The 14,817-nt window shown below is 46.5% G+C and carries 16 protein-coding genes; 11 read left to right on the plus strand and 5 right to left on the minus strand.

Annotation, left to right across the window (positions count from 1 at the left end; all coding sequences use genetic code 11):
• The first annotated feature begins 137 nt into the window (after positions 1-137).
• The 7 genes from prmA to ECHVI_RS23595 all read left to right on the plus strand — a co-directional run bounded on the left by prmA (position 138) and on the right by ECHVI_RS23595 (position 7,635).
• Positions 138-968, plus strand: coding sequence for a 50S ribosomal protein L11 methyltransferase (prmA, locus tag ECHVI_RS05830; protein ID WP_015265032.1), 831 nt, complete (start codon positions 138-140; stop codon positions 966-968).
• Between the two features lie 203 nt (positions 969-1,171).
• Positions 1,172-2,059, plus strand: a complete 888-nt coding sequence (locus ECHVI_RS05835) for a patatin-like phospholipase family protein (RefSeq protein ID WP_015265033.1) — start codon at positions 1,172-1,174, stop codon at positions 2,057-2,059.
• Positions 2,056-2,676 (plus strand): class I SAM-dependent methyltransferase, encoded by a 621-nt coding sequence (locus ECHVI_RS05840; protein WP_015265034.1) that lies wholly within the window; start codon positions 2,056-2,058, stop codon positions 2,674-2,676. The genes ECHVI_RS05835 and ECHVI_RS05840 overlap by 4 nt, the downstream gene beginning before the upstream one ends.
• A 232-nt stretch (positions 2,677-2,908) precedes the next feature.
• Positions 2,909-3,520, plus strand: a complete 612-nt coding sequence (locus ECHVI_RS05845; protein ID WP_015265035.1) for a trimeric intracellular cation channel family protein — start codon at positions 2,909-2,911, stop codon at positions 3,518-3,520.
• 199 nt (positions 3,521-3,719) lie between these two features.
• The gene (locus ECHVI_RS05850) at positions 3,720-5,108 is read left to right on the plus strand and encodes a dipeptidase (protein WP_015265036.1); all 1,389 of its coding nucleotides are present in this window, start codon (positions 3,720-3,722) and stop codon (positions 5,106-5,108) included.
• Positions 5,109-5,259: 151 nt separating this feature from the next.
• Positions 5,260-7,389, plus strand: coding sequence for a protein-disulfide reductase DsbD family protein (locus ECHVI_RS05855; RefSeq protein ID WP_015265037.1), 2,130 nt, complete (start codon positions 5,260-5,262; stop codon positions 7,387-7,389).
• A gap of 102 nt (positions 7,390-7,491) precedes the next feature.
• Positions 7,492-7,635, plus strand: coding sequence for a hypothetical protein (locus tag ECHVI_RS23595; protein ID WP_157501238.1), 144 nt, complete (start codon positions 7,492-7,494; stop codon positions 7,633-7,635).
• Positions 7,636-7,752: 117 nt separating this feature from the next.
• On the opposite strand, the gene ECHVI_RS05860 is transcribed toward ECHVI_RS23595, so the two are convergent.
• The 4 genes from ECHVI_RS05860 to ECHVI_RS05875 all read right to left on the minus strand — a co-directional run bounded on the left by ECHVI_RS05860 (position 7,753) and on the right by ECHVI_RS05875 (position 11,438).
• Positions 7,753-8,733 carry a YeiH family protein gene (locus ECHVI_RS05860; RefSeq protein WP_245553435.1) on the minus strand — a complete coding sequence of 327 codons (981 nt, stop codon included), beginning with the start codon at positions 8,731-8,733 and terminating at the stop codon, positions 7,753-7,755.
• Between the two features lie 78 nt (positions 8,734-8,811).
• Entirely contained in the window at positions 8,812-9,705 is an 894-nt protein-coding gene (locus ECHVI_RS05865; protein ID WP_015265039.1) for a LysR family transcriptional regulator, read from the minus strand.
• Between the two features lie 45 nt (positions 9,706-9,750).
• Positions 9,751-10,707: a lytic transglycosylase domain-containing protein gene (locus ECHVI_RS05870; protein WP_015265040.1), complete on the minus strand. Its 957-nt coding sequence runs from the start codon at positions 10,705-10,707 to the stop codon at positions 9,751-9,753.
• Positions 10,707-11,438 (minus strand): LOG family protein, encoded by a 732-nt coding sequence (locus ECHVI_RS05875; protein WP_015265041.1) that lies wholly within the window; start codon positions 11,436-11,438, stop codon positions 10,707-10,709. The genes ECHVI_RS05870 and ECHVI_RS05875 overlap by 1 nt, the downstream gene beginning before the upstream one ends.
• Positions 11,439-11,738: 300 nt before the next feature.
• Between ECHVI_RS05875 and ECHVI_RS05880 the strand changes: the two genes are divergently transcribed.
• The 4 genes from ECHVI_RS05880 (at position 11,739) to ECHVI_RS05895 (ending at position 13,895) form a co-directional block, all read left to right on the plus strand.
• Positions 11,739-12,332: a YkgJ family cysteine cluster protein gene (locus tag ECHVI_RS05880; RefSeq protein WP_041738352.1), complete on the plus strand. Its 594-nt coding sequence runs from the start codon at positions 11,739-11,741 to the stop codon at positions 12,330-12,332.
• A gap of 76 nt (positions 12,333-12,408) precedes the next feature.
• Positions 12,409-12,771: a phage holin family protein gene (locus ECHVI_RS05885; protein WP_015265043.1), complete on the plus strand. Its 363-nt coding sequence runs from the start codon at positions 12,409-12,411 to the stop codon at positions 12,769-12,771.
• On the plus strand, positions 12,764-13,129 hold the full coding sequence (locus ECHVI_RS05890; protein ID WP_015265044.1) for a hypothetical protein: 366 nt from the start codon (positions 12,764-12,766) through the stop codon (positions 13,127-13,129). The genes ECHVI_RS05885 and ECHVI_RS05890 overlap by 8 nt, the downstream gene beginning before the upstream one ends.
• Positions 13,113-13,895: a phosphoglycerol geranylgeranyltransferase gene (locus tag ECHVI_RS05895; RefSeq protein ID WP_041738353.1), complete on the plus strand. Its 783-nt coding sequence runs from the start codon at positions 13,113-13,115 to the stop codon at positions 13,893-13,895. Before ECHVI_RS05890 ends, ECHVI_RS05895 begins: the two co-directional genes overlap by 17 nt.
• Here the strand turns inward: ECHVI_RS05895 and ECHVI_RS05900 are convergent.
• A complete protein-coding gene (locus ECHVI_RS05900) occupies positions 13,878-14,807 on the minus strand; it encodes an AraC family transcriptional regulator (protein WP_015265046.1) in 930 nt (309 codons plus the stop codon). The two genes, ECHVI_RS05895 and ECHVI_RS05900, sit on opposite strands and share 18 nt — an antisense overlap.
• Positions 14,808-14,817: the final 10 nt, after the last annotated feature.

Genomic DNA, 14,817 nt, shown 5'->3' on the forward strand with positions numbered 1-14,817 from the left:
AGTGAAGTGATCTCGATGTGCTTGCATTGCACGTATGACGAGATTGCTTCTTCCGATATCCATCGGAATCGCAATGACGAGGAGTTATGAGACAGCCTCTTTCTTCTAGCATTACACCATAAACTTTTCGATAGACGATGGAATACCTCGAGTTTAAAATTTCCTGTTCCCAAGAATTTACGGAAATTCTCATGGCCGAATTGAGCGAAATCGGTTTTGATTCATTTTTGGAAACGGATGATGGTGTAGAAGCTTATGTCCAAGAGGATTTATTTGACCGGGAAGCTTTCGATGAGGTGATGGGGCGATATCAAGAAATGGCCCAGATTTCCCTGACAGAAGGCAAAATGCCCAAGGTCAACTGGAATGAAGAGTGGGAAAAGCATTATGATCCCATTTCCATTGGCAATGAAGTATATGTCAGGGCATCCTTTCATGCTCCCAAGGAGGACGTCAACCATGAGATCCTGATCAATCCCAAGATGTCCTTTGGTACGGGCCACCATGCCACCACCTACCTGATGCTATCGCACCAGTTGGAGGTATCGCATGAAGGAAAAAGCATGGTGGATATCGGTTCTGGGACGGGCATTTTGGCCATCATGGCCCATAAACTGGGTGCCACACACATTGAGGCTTTTGACATAGACAATTGGTGTGTGGAAAACGGCAATGAAAATTTTGAACTCAACGGGATGGAAAATGTCAAAATGGGACATGGAACCATCCGGGAGGTCAGTCCCAAAGGCCCATTCGATATCGTCATGGCCAATATCAACAAAAATGTGCTTTTGGACGAAATGGAGGTGTATGTTTCCTTGATGAAACCGGACGCCAAACTTTTTCTCAGCGGCTTTTACGAACATGATATCCCTGATCTTCAATACCGGGCGGAGTCCCTTGGCCTTCACCTGAAAGGCCAAAAAGTGAAAGATAATTGGGCTGCGATTGTTTTTGAAAAGGACTAGTCAAGGAGTGGGTGACCGAAGGCAGCCGAAGAAAAACCAAGTAGTCCCGTCATCGCTGACGTGGAACTGCAATTGGCTGAGTCTTCAAAGGCCATACCTACCCCAAGCCTCCAAGCTTACCCCTCAATAAAAGACAACATCATTTATTACGTAAGAAACGTTTAGTAATTTAGCCCTTGAAATAAGGGGTTAACAAAGATACCATGGGCAAAAAAACAGTTTCACTCGTGCTTTCAAGTGGTGGTGCCCGAGGATTGGCACATATTGGGGTGATTGAAGCATTGGAGGAGCATGGCTACTCCATCCAGGCCATTGCAGGATGTTCTATGGGGGCACTGATCGGAGGCATCTATGCCCGTGGGAAATTGAATGCCTACAAAGAATGGATCTGTAACTTGGATCGTATCGATGTATTTTCGCTGATGGACTTTACCATTTCCACTCGTGGTTTTATCAAGGGAAATAAAGTCTTCCAAGCGGTAGAAGCACTCGTAGGCGATGAGCTGATCGAAAACCTACCCATCCCGTTTGCTTGTAATGCGGTCAACATTTTCTCTGGTGAGGAAGTTACCTTCAGCCAAGGGAGTTTGTTTCAGGCAATTCGGGCCTCCGCAGCAATACCGACGGTTTTTAAGCCCTATGTGATCGGTCAAGAGGAGTTTGTGGACGGTGCCTTGCTGAATCCTATTCCCGTGAATATGGCTAAGGATTTTGACAGTGATCTGTTGATTGCCTCTGATGTCAATGCCCCCATTGCTTGCCTTGTCCGAGCACATCAGGCCCAAAAAGACGGGAGGCCACTCATTACGGTTCCGCAGTGGGTCACCGAATATCGCGCAAAAATGGCCAGGTTCTTTCCCCAAGAGCGAAAGGAAAAGCCCAAAAGCCCCAGCTTCCTGGATCTCATGAACCTTTCCTTTGAGATGATGCAGGACCGGCTTTCGGACTATATCCTTCAGGCACATACCGTGGATGCTGTGGTGCAGATGTCCCGAAAGCAATGCGGTACCTTTGAGTTTTACCGGGCCAAAGAAATCATCGAAGTGGGCAAAGACCTTACCCACGCCACATTAAAACAACTTGACCTATGAACATTGCCGCGCTGAACAAATTGCTGGGCAATATCGATATTTACCTGTTGGATCAGATTTTGAAAGGGAGGTTCACCAAGGAAATGCGCATCTTGGATGCCGGTTGTGGAGAAGGAAGGAACCTGATTTATTTTTTGCATGAAGGTTTCCAAGTTTTTGGCGTGGACCAAAACCCAACGGCCATCCAAATGGCCAGGACCTATGCCAAGACCATTGACAAGGCCTACGACCCACTGAGATTGCAGGTGGCTCCTGTGGAGGACATGCCTTTTCATCAGGGGGCTTTTCAGGCAGTGATCAGCTCTGCGGTGTTACATTTCGCTAGGGACACCGCCCATTTTAATGCTATGTTTGGAGAGATGATGCGGGTTTTGGCTCCTGGAGGGCTGTTGTTTTTGCGCATGACCACGGGATTTGGCGGAATGGAGGCGGCCAGTGAAAGGATTGGAGAAGGGACTTTTCAGTTGTTGGATGGCTCTACACGGTTTCTGCTCACGGATGGGTTATTGCGTGAGGTGATGGAGAAACATACCTTGAGTCATGTTGAACCACCTAAATCCGTGCTGGTTCATGCGCTTCGTGCCATGGGGGTCTTGGTTATGACCAAGGAAAGCTAATGCTTAAGAGGCTTGGGTGATACAAGGCATCATGCGCAACCATGTGTTTTATGGATTTGATTTGCTATACCTGTAGGAAGTTGGTTTTTTAAAAGAGGAGTGAAATTTCCAGAAAATTCCTCCAAATATCTGTATATATCAACGTAATTTGTGGCGTGCAGTTGACAGGTTTTGGGTCACCGGCATAATGCAGCTCATCACACTTATCAAAAAAAATTAAATCGTCCAGATGATGGATTTGCAATTTATTTTCGAATTGGTCGGCACGTATTTCTTTGCTGTTTCTGGTGCATTGGCGGTGCATGACCGGGAGCATGATGTGTTCGGGGCGGGCTTTACGGGTTTTATTACGGCCATCGGTGGCGGTACGTTACGTGATGTCCTGCTGGACAGTTACCCGTTGGTGTGGATCGATGATGTCCGTTACCTGTATGCTATTTTTGCTGGGATCCTCACGGCCATTTTGTTTTTTAAAATCATGTCCAGGCTTCGGAGGACCTTGTTTTTATTTGATACGTTGGGGATCGCCTTGTTTTCAGTGTTAGGGGCTGAAAAGGCCCTTAGCCTAGGGGTAAGACCTGAAATTGCCGCGATGATGGGGATGTTTTCGGCCGTCATGGGCGGGGTCATCAGGGATATGCTGTGCAATGCCACGCCTATTTTACTCAAAAAGGAAATTTATGCCACCGCTTGCCTCAGTGGGGCGATATTGGTGATTGTCCTTCAGAACTTGGGTGTAGAGCGTAATACCAATTTGATTCTTTCCTTTCTATTGGTGGTCACCATCCGATTGGTAGCGGTAAGGTTTAAGCTAAGCCTTCCACAGTTGGATTGGAAGAAATAATACCAATTTTCTTGGAGGGGTCATAGCGGTTGTTGCGGCCACCTCTAACTTTCTTGGTGTCTTTGTGCCTTAATGGCGAAAGTTTAAGGCCACGAAGTCACTATACCTCCGTCGAAAATCCTATCCTCCCATTACCATGGAAATAAATTAATAAAAATGTAATTTTGGTCATTCGAACGTTCAATCTAAAATCCCAAATATGGCATCAAAAGATTATATCCAACAGAACAAGGATAAATTCATCGAAGAACTTTTGGAATTGCTACGCATTCCTTCGGTAAGTGCGGACCCAAAATTCAAGGAGGATGTGCTAAAAGCAGCATCATACGTGAAAGAAAGCCTTGCGCAAGCGGGTGCCGATAAAGTGGAAATCTGCCCTACGCCCGGTTATCCTGTGGTGTATGGCGAGAAGATCATCGACACGGCGTTGCCAACGGTGCTGGTGTATGGCCACTATGATGTGCAGCCAGCCGATCCCTATGAGCTGTGGGATTCGGCACCCTTTGAACCTGTGATCAAAAAGACTGAGCTTCATCCAGAAGGAGCGATCTTTGCGCGTGGCTCTGCTGATGACAAGGGCCAGTTTTATATGCATGTGAAGGCCTTTGAAGCCATGATGGCCGAGGGAGAGCTGACCTGCAACGTGAAGTTCATGATCGAAGGAGAAGAGGAAGTTGGCTCCGATAATTTGGCGAATTTCATCAAGGAAAATAAAGAAAAACTAAAATCGGACGTGGTGCTGATCTCAGACACCAGCATGCTGTCACTGGAAACACCTTCCGTGACGGTTGGTCTTCGGGGACTGGCGTACATGCAGGTGGAAGTGACCGGACCAAACCGTGACCTGCACAGTGGCACCTATGGAGGAGCAGTGGCCAACCCCATCAATATCCTCTGCAAGATAATTTCCCAGCTGCAGGATGAAGACAGGAAAATTACCGTTCCCGGCTTTTATGACAAGGTGGAGGAGCTTTCAGCGGAGTACCGTAAAAAGCTAAATGAAGCACCTTTTGACTTGCAGGATTATAAGCGGAAGCTCGATATCAAAGAAGTAGAAGGAGAGGCTGGGTTTACCACGCTGGAGCGAACAGGCATCCGGCCAACCTTGGATGTCAATGGTATCTGGGGAGGATATATCGGCGAGGGTGCTAAAACCGTCCTTCCATCAAAAGCCTATGCTAAAATCTCCATGCGACTAGTGCCACACCAAGATCATCATGAAATTTCGGAGCTCTTCCAGAAGCACTTTGAGTCACTGGCACCGGATTCGGTGAAGGTAAAGGTGACGCCTCACCATGGTGGCAAACCGGCAGTAGTGCCTACTTCATCGGTAGGGTACAAAGCTGCTGAAGCGGCTGTGCAGGAAGTTTTTGGCAAAAAAGCCATTCCTACCCGAGAAGGGGGATCGGTACCGATTACTTCCCTTTTCCAGGAAGAACTTAAACTTGATCCAATTCTTTTGGGCTTTGGGCTGGATACAGATGCAATCCACTCGCCCAATGAGCATTATGGTATCAAAAACTACCTGTTGGGGATCGAGACGATAGCAGCTTTCTTTAAAAACTTTAGAAAACTGTCCGAAAAATAGAACCTTATTTGAGCTTTCACAGTAAACCACAAAAAGCTAGCGTCCAATGTAGGGTATTTACCCTAAAAAATCAATTGAGCAGCTTCCGTTTTGTGGTTTATTTGTTTTATATGAAACCCTTAGTGCTCTAAGGTAGTTTTAACTGTTAGTTATGAAGAGTCTAAAAAAATCCCTCCCTTTCGTATTTCTGTTTTGCCTGACCAGCTGGGTGGCCTTTGCCCAGCTGATAGAGCCTCCAAAATGGCAGATGACCCTTTCCGATCCGACGCCATTTGTGGATGATGAAGTCGAGCTTATTTTCAAAGCAGATATTCCGCGGGAATGGTACATTTATTCCAATGATTTTGATCCCGATTTGGGGCCAATGCTGACGGAATTGAGCTTGGAAGGATCCGAGGGAATTGAGCCAGTTGGGGAACTCAAGCCCATCAATCCAAAACGGAAAATGGATGAAATATGGGATGGTGAAGTCAGCTATTTTACGGGCACTGCCGAATTCAGGCAGAAAGTGAAGATCACGAAAACCGCCGTAAAGATCGTAGGCCTGATAAGCTATCAAATGTGCTCGGATGTGACAGGACAATGTGTGCCTTATGAGGAAGATTTTTCCCAATCGGTCAATGCTTCCATCAAGAAAGAAGCCGTACCGGATACGGATGAAGTAGAAGAAAACAATGCACCAAGTGCTGCAGACACTTCATCACCTGCCTCGGAGACAGCGGATGCGGATACGTCAGGTGATGTCAAGCCTGAAGTGACTACTACACCTGAAAAGACCGGTACTAAAGTGCCTGAGGTGGACCTGTCACCAGAAGGAAAGCAGGGAGATGCCACTTCCATGTGGCCGTTTGTGATTGCGGCGTTTTTGGGGGGATTGGCAGCATTGCTGACCCCGTGTGTTTTCCCCATGATCCCGATGACGGTAACCTTCTTTACCGGAAGAAGCAAAAGCCGGGCTCAGGGGATCAGAAATGCCTTTATCTACGGCCTTAGCATCATCGTTATTTATACGCTGGCAGGAACCATTGTGGCGGCAGTCCAAGGGCCGGAGTTTGCCAATTGGCTTTCTACACATTGGTTGCCCAACATCTTTTTCTTCTTGGTGTTTGTTTTCTTTGCGTTGGCCTTTTTGGGCTTGTTCGAAATTACATTGCCCAGTGGCCTGGTCAATAAGATGGACGCCAAAGCAGATAAGGGAGGCCTCACAGGTGTGTTTTTCATGGCTTTCACCTTGGTGTTGGTTTCATTTTCCTGTACGGGGCCAATTGTTGGGTCCATATTGATCGAATCTGCCGGAGGAGAAATCCTCAAGCCCATTATGGGCATGTTTGCCTTTTCGCTGGCTTTTGCCATTCCCTTTACGCTTTTCGCCATTTTCCCTGAATGGCTTAACGGCTTGCCAAAATCGGGCGGTTGGCTTAATTCCGTGAAAGTGGTACTGGGCTTTTTGGAGCTGGCATTGGCGTTTAAGTTCTTGAGCGTGGCCGATCAGGTTTATCACTGGGGACTGCTGGACCGGGATATTTATATTGCGATTTGGATTGTAATCTTTGCACTCATGGGCTTATACCTGCTCGGCAAGATCCGCCTGCCGCACGATTCTCCCATCGAAAAGCTAAGTGTTCCAAGACTATTGCTGGCGACCGTGACGTTTATCTTTGTGGTGTATCTGGTGCCGGGTTTGTTTGGCGCACCACTCAAATCACTAAGTGGTTACCTGCCGCCAATCCACACGCATGATTTTAACATCGAAAAACTGATCCGTGAAAACCGTGGGGGCGGAGCCACTGCTCAGCAAGAAATGACAGAAGTGCCCAAGCACGGAGAGCTCTTGCACTGGCCACACGGTTTGCAGGGATATTATGACTATGAGCAGGCGCTGAGGGTGGCCAAAAAGGAAAACAAGCCACTTTTTATTGATTTTACCGGTCATGGCTGTGTCAACTGCCGAGAGATGGAAGCAAAAGTCTGGTCACAACCTGAAGTACTGGAGCGGCTTAAGCAAGACTTTGTACTGGTGGCCCTTTATGTGGACGAGCGTACCGAACTTCCCGAGGAAGATTGGTATACCTCTGCTTACGATGATAAAGTGAAGAAAACCATTGGCAAGCAAAATGCGGATTTCCAGATTACGCGGTTCAACAATAATGCACAGCCCTATTATGTGATATTGGACCATGATGAGGAAATGCTCGTCAGACCAAAAGCGTACGACACCGACCCCCAGAATTTTGTGGAGTTTCTCGATAAGGCAAAAGAGGCTTTCGACGAAGGTGCCTGAGCATTGATGGGGTATCAAAAGTTTTTGAATCGAATTGGCTTTAGAAAATAGCCTTGCTGCAAGGAATATAAGGGTGGACCGGGTTTGTTAATCGATGCGAATGTGTTAATTACCTCTCCGGAGGGTGAAGAGCAAACAGCTGAAATTCCCAAAGGGGCAGCCATTTGGTTTGAGGAAGGAACACATAAGGCCGTTAACGTGGGGAATGAAGAAAGTAAATTAGTGTTGGTTTATTTGAAAGAGTAATCCAATTTGGGTTTGCCCAGCATCCTTTAGGGAGTGGGTTGGGCAAACCTTGATTTACTTCGCTAATATCACCGTACTTTTTCAGCTCTTGGCAAAGTGTCCCCTGACCAGGGTAAATCAGAAGTTGATGATCACCAAAAGGGTCATCCCTGAAATGATCACCCATAAGATACTCGCTTGTCCGAGTACACGTAATCCCCCTGCAAGCAGCAGTTTTTTTGACAGTCCACAGCCGATAAGGAAGATGGACAGGCACAGTGCCGTATGCGACAGCTGGTGAATGAGCGTGACCATCCAATTTGCCATTGGCAGGTAACTGTTTGCCAAAACAGCCAAGATAAAAAAGCCGATGAAATAAGGTATTTTGATGTTTCCTTTTCCCTTTCCGAAGGTCATTGCAGCCACAAAGGTCACAGGAATAATCCATAAGGCTCGCGCCAATTTTACCGTCGTTGCGATATGGAGGGCTTCCTTTCCGTACTGGCTGGCGGCACCCACCACGGAGCTGGTGTCATGAATGGCGATGGCGCACCACGTGCCAAATTCCCCAGCGCTGAGCCCTAGGAATTTTCCGATTGGCGGAAACAGGAACAAGGCCAGGGAGTTCAGCACAAAGACGGCACCTAGAGCCATGGAAATTTGATGCTGTCGTGCGTGGATCGCTGGGGATACGGCAGCAATGGCGCTGCCCCCGCAAATGGCCGTGCCCACTGCTACCAATAGCGAGGTCTTGCGGTCTATTTTCAGGAACTTTCCCAAGGTTAGCCCAAGTGCCAATGTGCAGCATATGGCGATGATGGTCATGGCGAAGCCTGATTTACCTGCTTGAAGGGCATCTGCTGCTCCGATGCCAAACCCCAAGCCAACTACCGCAAATTGTAGCAGATAGTCCGTTGCTTTGGTCCTTGCTGTGGCGTAGGGCGTGCCTAGGAGATTGGCAAATAGCAGACCCATCACCAAGGCCAGTGGAGCCGTCATGCCGGGAAGAAGGCATATCAACCCTGCCACCCAAAATAAAATTTCCCGAATGGTCAGGCCACGGTCCAGCAGTTGTTGGATGCTTCTAATGCGAATAAGACTGAACTTTGCTTTCTCCATGTCCATAACTCCTGTTTTGTACAGTGCAAAAATATTCTTTCAGAATGGACAAATGAAATTGCTTTTGGCAATGATCGATTACCTGAAGTTATGGCGATGGGCAAATTTCATGAATAAATCAGCAATTCCTTCTTTGGCACCATGAGGCTGGATAAATAGAAAAGAGCGTTCTATGGACAATTGGTCGATATCGATGACCGTAAATTTTTTGCTATGAAGCTCTTCCAATACTGTAAAAACGGATAGAAAGGCCATGGCATTAGAATTCATCAGGTATCCTTTGATGCTTTCGGTGCTGCCCAGCTGCATTTCTTTTTGGAGTTGGCCCAGCTTTACCCCCAGAGGTTTCAGCGCATGGGCAATGACTTCCAAGGTGCCTGATCCGGGCTCTCGGAGCAGCAAGGGGATTTTTAGCAATTCGGGGATGCTAAGGGATTCTTTTTTGGCCAAGGGATGATCTGCACGGGCGATCAGCAAGATTTCATCCTTGGTAAACTCGGTGTATTTAAACTGGGATTGTTTGGTCTGTCCTTCGATGATGCCCAAGTCGATTTCCCCTTGGTCCAGCGCCTTTCCGATCTGTTCGGTATTATCTGTGCTCAAGCTTAGGCGGATATCGGAAAATTTCTCATGAAATGCCGCCAAGATAGGAGGCAACACATATTGGGCAATGGTGGTGCTGGCGCCGATGCGGAGTTCGCCGCGATGGTCCTTGGTAAAGTGATTGAGCTCAAACTCCAAGTCTCGATAGATGGCAAAAATCTGCTCAGCATGCTCAAAAAGCGTTTCTCCAGCGGGCGTCAGGGATATTTTGCTTCCTTGGCGATCAAAAAGTTTGACCTGATAGTGCAGTTCGATCTGTCTGATATGCTTGGTGACGGCAGGCTGGGAAATGTAAAGCTCTTCTGCAGCTTTGGTGAAGTTCAGTCGCTTGGCGACCGTATGGAAAACCTGAAGTCTAAAATCAAACATGATGAGGAATCGTTAGCGCTTTTCTTTGCGGGTGTTGCCTTGGGCTCAATCTGCGGGAAGTTTGATATGGTATTCCCGGCCTTTTTTTACGGTGAGCTTTGGGGTTCGGAGCCAAGGATTGTAAATCTTTAGCTGTTTATAGTTGGTGCCGTTTTTTAGGGCCCATTCGGCCAAGTCCTTTACCGAACTTTTGATGACGAGGGTTTTCAGGGCAGGCATATGGTAATAATCCTCTTCCTTAAGCTCAAAACCGTACTTTTCTGGATGCTCGAAAATCTCCTTAAACGCCAAAATTCTGAACATATACCGACCCGTCTCTTCATTTAGCAACAGCTCATAATAGTCCGGCTGCTGCTGGTCATTCATCCTTCGTCGTAAACCGGCTTGGCCGATGTTGTAGCTGGCCGCCACGCTGGTCCATTTGCCAAATTTCGCATAAGACTGCTGCAGGTACTTGCAGGCGGCATGGGTTGCCTTCTCAAAATCATAGCGTTCATCCACTTCGCGTGTGACCTCTAAGCCAAAATCCTTGGCGGTACCCTCCATAAATTGCCAAAATCCGCGTGCTCCAGCCGGGGAGACTACATTTTGAAGGCCCGATTCGATCATGGCCACATACTTAAAATCCTCCGGGATGTTATAGTCTGCCAGGATTTTTTCGATGGTTGGTAGGTACTTTGCTGATCGCTTCATCATCAGGAGCATATTGGATTCCCAGAAAGCATTCACGTATACCTCCCGTTCAAAACGCTCCTTGATGTCCATTTCTTTTAGCGGAACCGGTTCACCTGCAAAGGTCAATTTCTCGGGAAGGTCAAAGAGCGTTACCCGAGGGGTGGACTCGGCATCATTTGAGGTAGGTTTTGGCCAGAAATAGTTTCCTGAAGATTCGCGGGAAGTGTTGGCATCATCAGATACGACTTCCATCCGGCTTCGGATAAGTAACACAAAAAGTACGGCCACCAGGCCGTACAGGATATATGCATGAATATTTTTCACCACTAGAAATTTGGGGAGAGTAAATACTTGTTATAGAACTCATCGATGGCCTCAACGGCCTCGGTAGCCGTGTCCACCAGCGTAAACAGTTCCATGTCTTCAGGACTGATATTGATGTGCCTTTCCAGCATGATGGTTTTGATCCATTCGATTAATCCTTCCCAGAATTCTTTACCAACCAGGATAATGGGAAATTTTCCAGTTTTCTTGGTTTGTACCAATGTCAGGGCTTCAAACAGCTCATCCATGGTACCGAATCCTCCCGGCAAAACGATAAATCCTTGGGCATATTTTACGAACATTACCTTGCGGACAAAGAAATAATCAAATGTGATCAGTTTGTCCTGGTCAATGTACATGTTGTTAAACTGTTCGAAAGGCAGCTGGATATTGAGTCCCACCGATTTTCCTTTTTCGGAGTGAGCTCCTTTGTTACCGGCTTCCATGATTCCGGGGCCGCCACCGGTGATCACGCCATAGCCGTGCCTGACCAGTTTGGCAGCGATCTCTTCGGCTATTTTATAGTATTTGTTGTCCTGAGGGGTACGGGCAGAGCCAAAGATGGAAACGCATGGGCCTATTTTTGCCAGCTTCTCGAAGCCCTCCACAAATTCTGACATTACCTTAAAGATCACCCAGGAGTTGGCACTTTTGATCTCACTCCAGTCTTTTTCCTTAAAAGCTTTACGGATTCTCTCTTCTTCTAAATTGGTTTTTTCTGATTCTTCGCTCATAACTTTTGGACTGATGTTAAAAAACTAATACGATAGAAACGACTAAAAGTGGTTACTTTCAGGTACTAAATTTAATTTTTTTGATGATAAATAGAAAATGGATGCTGGATTTATCCGGAGCTTGAGAATGGGTTTTTTGGCTAATGATCTCAATGTCAGTGATAAAGCAGTCCTTTTGATGTGAAGGCTCCATTCCAAGATGAATTCATCCTAACAGGGCAAAAAAAGATTCCGTCTGCAAAAATAACTGTTGTAAATATTCTGCCATTCGAGTACTTTCGTGCGCTTTTATGTACCTGTATGAATTTAATACAAAAATCCCTTGCCGTCAATGAACTTTTCAACGACCTAGCCATAGAAATCCAGCAGTTTAACGAACAGGGCCGGCTTACCTGTCTCACAGGATGCGGAAGATGCTGCGCCAACCCAAACGTACCGGCCACGGTATTGGAGTTTTTGCCCTTGGCCTTTGAGCTGTACCAAACCGGCAAGGCAGAGGCGTTCCTTACCCAGCTGGTAGAAGCGGGTGATGAGCGCTATTGCGTGGTGCTTCAGCAGATGAGCATTGCCGGAAGTGGCGGGCTATGCGGACAGTATGCGCATCGTGGATTGATCTGTCGGCTCTTCGGGGCTTCAGCTAGGCGAAACAGGGAAGGGAAAAAGGAGCTGATTACCTGTAAACTGATAAAAGAAGAAAAGAAGGATCAGTACCAAGCAGTAAGTGTAGCCATCCAGGATGGACTGCATGTGCCCGCTAGTGCAGATTATTATACCCGTTTATACGCGATTGATTTTCACTTGGCCGAGCAACAGTTTCCCATCAATCTGGCCATAAGAAAAGCCTTGGAAGCGGTGTTTTCATTTTATTACTACATTGAAGGAGAGGCGGTATAAATTTTTAAAGCATGGTTTTTGATGTATATTGTATTGAATTTATCTCACAGAAATTATTTTTCATTATAACCGAACTATGATGCTTAACTTCTCTGAAATTATCAATACGGTAAAAAAACTCATCGAAGTAAAGATTCAGATGCTCAAGAGGGACGTGCAGGATGAGCTTTCTGCCGTCATTACGAGAGTGGCCATTCTTTCGATGATGGTCATTGTCTCGGTATTGATTCTGCTTTTTGGAAGCATTGCCCTTGCCTTTTATTTTGCAGAGCTTACCTATTCCAATTCACTTGGATTTTTGTATGTAGGCCTCATATATTTGGGAATCCTGATTTTCCTTTACATCATCAAAGATTCCAAAGGAATCCAGCGTAATGTTGGTGCTGTGCTGAACACGTTCCTTTTCTTTCGCAAAAAAAACAGTGGTGACAATGAGTAAAGCAGATCTTAAAAAACAAGAAGAGGACCTGGAAAGGCAACTGGACCAGCAGCTTGGGCTTTTAAAGCAAGAATCCGTTTCTTGGGCCAAAGTGGGCGGTGCTGTGATGGCAGGAAGTATGCTTATTTACGGCACTAAAAAATTGTTTAAGGGCAAAAAAAAGAAGCCTAAAAAGCACGCTAAAAAAGCCAAAAGCAGTAGCCAAGAGCCCGAGGATTATATAGTGAAGACAAAACCAAAAAAATCTTCGTTTGCAGGTGGCTTGGGCAAGCGTCTCTTTATGGTCGCCTTATCTTTAGGCCAAGCTAAGTTGGTCGATGTACTGTCCAAGCAAGCGAATGATGCCAAGAAAAAGTAAACCGGTTATTGCCACGGCATTAAATGACCTGCACAGAAATGGAATGAAAGGTGTGGCGCTGCTGATAGATCCGGAGAAATGCGGAGATGCAGAAGCGCTGGAGCACTTGGTTCGATTGGCCGCAGGTCATAAAGTGGATTTTATCTTTCTGGGCGGAAGCCTAATCGATGATCATAACGTCGATGCCATTGTCCAGAAGATAAAGGGCTTGGCCAAAAAGATTCCGTTGGTGTTGTTTCCGGGAAATGTCATTCAGGTAACAGACAAGGCGGATGGGATCTTGTTTTTGTCATTGATATCGGGAAGAAATCCTGAATTGCTGATCGGCCAACAGGTGACCGCTGCTCCCTTGTTAGAGAAGTCTTCGCTGGAGGTGCTTCCCACGGGATATATGCTGGTCAATGACGGGCAAATCACGAGTGCCAGCTATATCAGCCAGACCATACCTTTGCCCAATGATAAGCCCGCTCTGGCCGTTGCGACAGCCTTGGCAGGTCAGTTTCTGGGGATGCAGTATTTTTTCCTCGATGCTGGCAGTGGCGCCAAAGTCCCGGTCAGCAAAGCGGTGATCCGAGCCGTCAGTAAGAAGGTAGATCGTCCGCTGATCGTGGGAGGAGGGATCGATTCGGTGGAAAAAGCAAGGGACGCTTGGGAAGCGGGGGCAGACCTCATCGTCCTGGGCAATGGGGCAGAAAAAAACCCCGGCCTGCTGACCGAGGTAATTGACTTAGCAAATGTTTACAACGTATCACTGAACGTTAATTAGTGATTCTCTTCTTCTCATTTTGCCTGCTGGCAATCCGTACATCATCTTAAACCTTCTGCAGAAATAGGCTGTATCTTTATAGCCCACCTCTTTACCAATGTCGCGAATACTTTTCTTGGTAGTACGGAGTAGTTCTACTGCAGCTTCCATGCGTTGGTATTCGATGTAATCCTGCGGATTGATGCCGGTCAGCATTTTGAAGTATTGGCCTACATAGTCTTCGGATACATTGGCTACTTTGGCCAATACCTTGTTGGAAAGATCCCCACCGATGTTCTTTTTGATGTAATTGAACATGTCGATCAAGCGTGGGTCTTTGAAATAAGTACTGTTCGTAGACATTTCTTCCACGAACAATCGGTTTTTCAAAATATGCCTTACCAATTCCACCACCAGCAGTTCCGTGTGGATTTTGATAGTTCGCTCTTTACCGGGGATATTTTGCTCGGATTCTTTGACCACATCCTCAATAATGGAGGCCAATCGATCGTTAAAACGGATGATAAATGGCGGGATGCCGAGCGAATTGAAGAAATTCACGACATCGAAGACTTTAGCTTCGAAGGTCACCAATGTGATACAGTCCTCTTCAATGGATTTAATGTCCTTAAAACTTATGGATTGTAAATGCTTCTTTTTGTTTTCCAAAAAGCTGTTGTTGGACATTTCATTTCTTTTGGTGGCTTGACCAAAGGAAACTTTGCATGCTCTTCCAGCGGGAATGAACAGTATTTCGCCTTCATTGACTAGTTCTTGCTCATCACCAAACTTTAGTGTTCCTTGATGTAATAGAATGACGGTGTTTTCAGGTTCTAAGTAGTCCGTCACGGTAATAGGTCGCTCTACTTTGTAGTTATTACCCCTCGTATACCGCACACCCACGGATTCTATGACTTTATTGTAATATTCCATGACAGATATT

Source organism: Echinicola vietnamensis DSM 17526 (genome assembly GCF_000325705.1).
In the GTDB taxonomy this organism is placed as follows: Bacteria; Bacteroidota; Bacteroidia; order Cytophagales; family Cyclobacteriaceae; genus Echinicola; species Echinicola vietnamensis.

What these genes read in the sequence shown, in the direction of transcription:
- ECHVI_RS05875 (WP_015265041.1), bottom strand. Translation starts at nt 11,438, where the DNA reads ATGAGCGAAGAATCAGAAAAAACCAATTTAGAAGAAGAGAGAATCCGT.
- ECHVI_RS05895 (WP_041738353.1), top strand. Translation starts at nt 13,113, where the DNA reads ATGCCAAGAAAAAGTAAACCGGTTATTGCCACGGCATTAAATGACCTG.
- ECHVI_RS05855 (WP_015265037.1), top strand. Translation starts at nt 5,260, where the DNA reads ATGAAGAGTCTAAAAAAATCCCTCCCTTTCGTATTTCTGTTTTGCCTG.
- prmA (WP_015265032.1), top strand. Translation starts at nt 138, where the DNA reads ATGGAATACCTCGAGTTTAAAATTTCCTGTTCCCAAGAATTTACGGAA.
- ECHVI_RS05865 (WP_015265039.1), bottom strand. Translation starts at nt 9,705, where the DNA reads ATGTTTGATTTTAGACTTCAGGTTTTCCATACGGTCGCCAAGCGACTG.
- ECHVI_RS05840 (WP_015265034.1), top strand. Translation starts at nt 2,056, where the DNA reads ATGAACATTGCCGCGCTGAACAAATTGCTGGGCAATATCGATATTTAC.
- ECHVI_RS05880 (WP_041738352.1), top strand. Translation starts at nt 11,739, where the DNA reads ATGAATTTAATACAAAAATCCCTTGCCGTCAATGAACTTTTCAACGAC.
- ECHVI_RS05835 (WP_015265033.1), top strand. Translation starts at nt 1,172, where the DNA reads ATGGGCAAAAAAACAGTTTCACTCGTGCTTTCAAGTGGTGGTGCCCGA.
- ECHVI_RS05860 (WP_245553435.1), bottom strand. Translation starts at nt 8,733, where the DNA reads ATGGAGAAAGCAAAGTTCAGTCTTATTCGCATTAGAAGCATCCAACAA.
- ECHVI_RS05900 (WP_015265046.1), bottom strand. Translation starts at nt 14,807, where the DNA reads ATGGAATATTACAATAAAGTCATAGAATCCGTGGGTGTGCGGTATACG.
- ECHVI_RS05845 (WP_015265035.1), top strand. Translation starts at nt 2,909, where the DNA reads ATGGATTTGCAATTTATTTTCGAATTGGTCGGCACGTATTTCTTTGCT.
- ECHVI_RS05890 (WP_015265044.1), top strand. Translation starts at nt 12,764, where the DNA reads ATGAGTAAAGCAGATCTTAAAAAACAAGAAGAGGACCTGGAAAGGCAA.
- ECHVI_RS05885 (WP_015265043.1), top strand. Translation starts at nt 12,409, where the DNA reads ATGATGCTTAACTTCTCTGAAATTATCAATACGGTAAAAAAACTCATC.
- ECHVI_RS05850 (WP_015265036.1), top strand. Translation starts at nt 3,720, where the DNA reads ATGGCATCAAAAGATTATATCCAACAGAACAAGGATAAATTCATCGAA.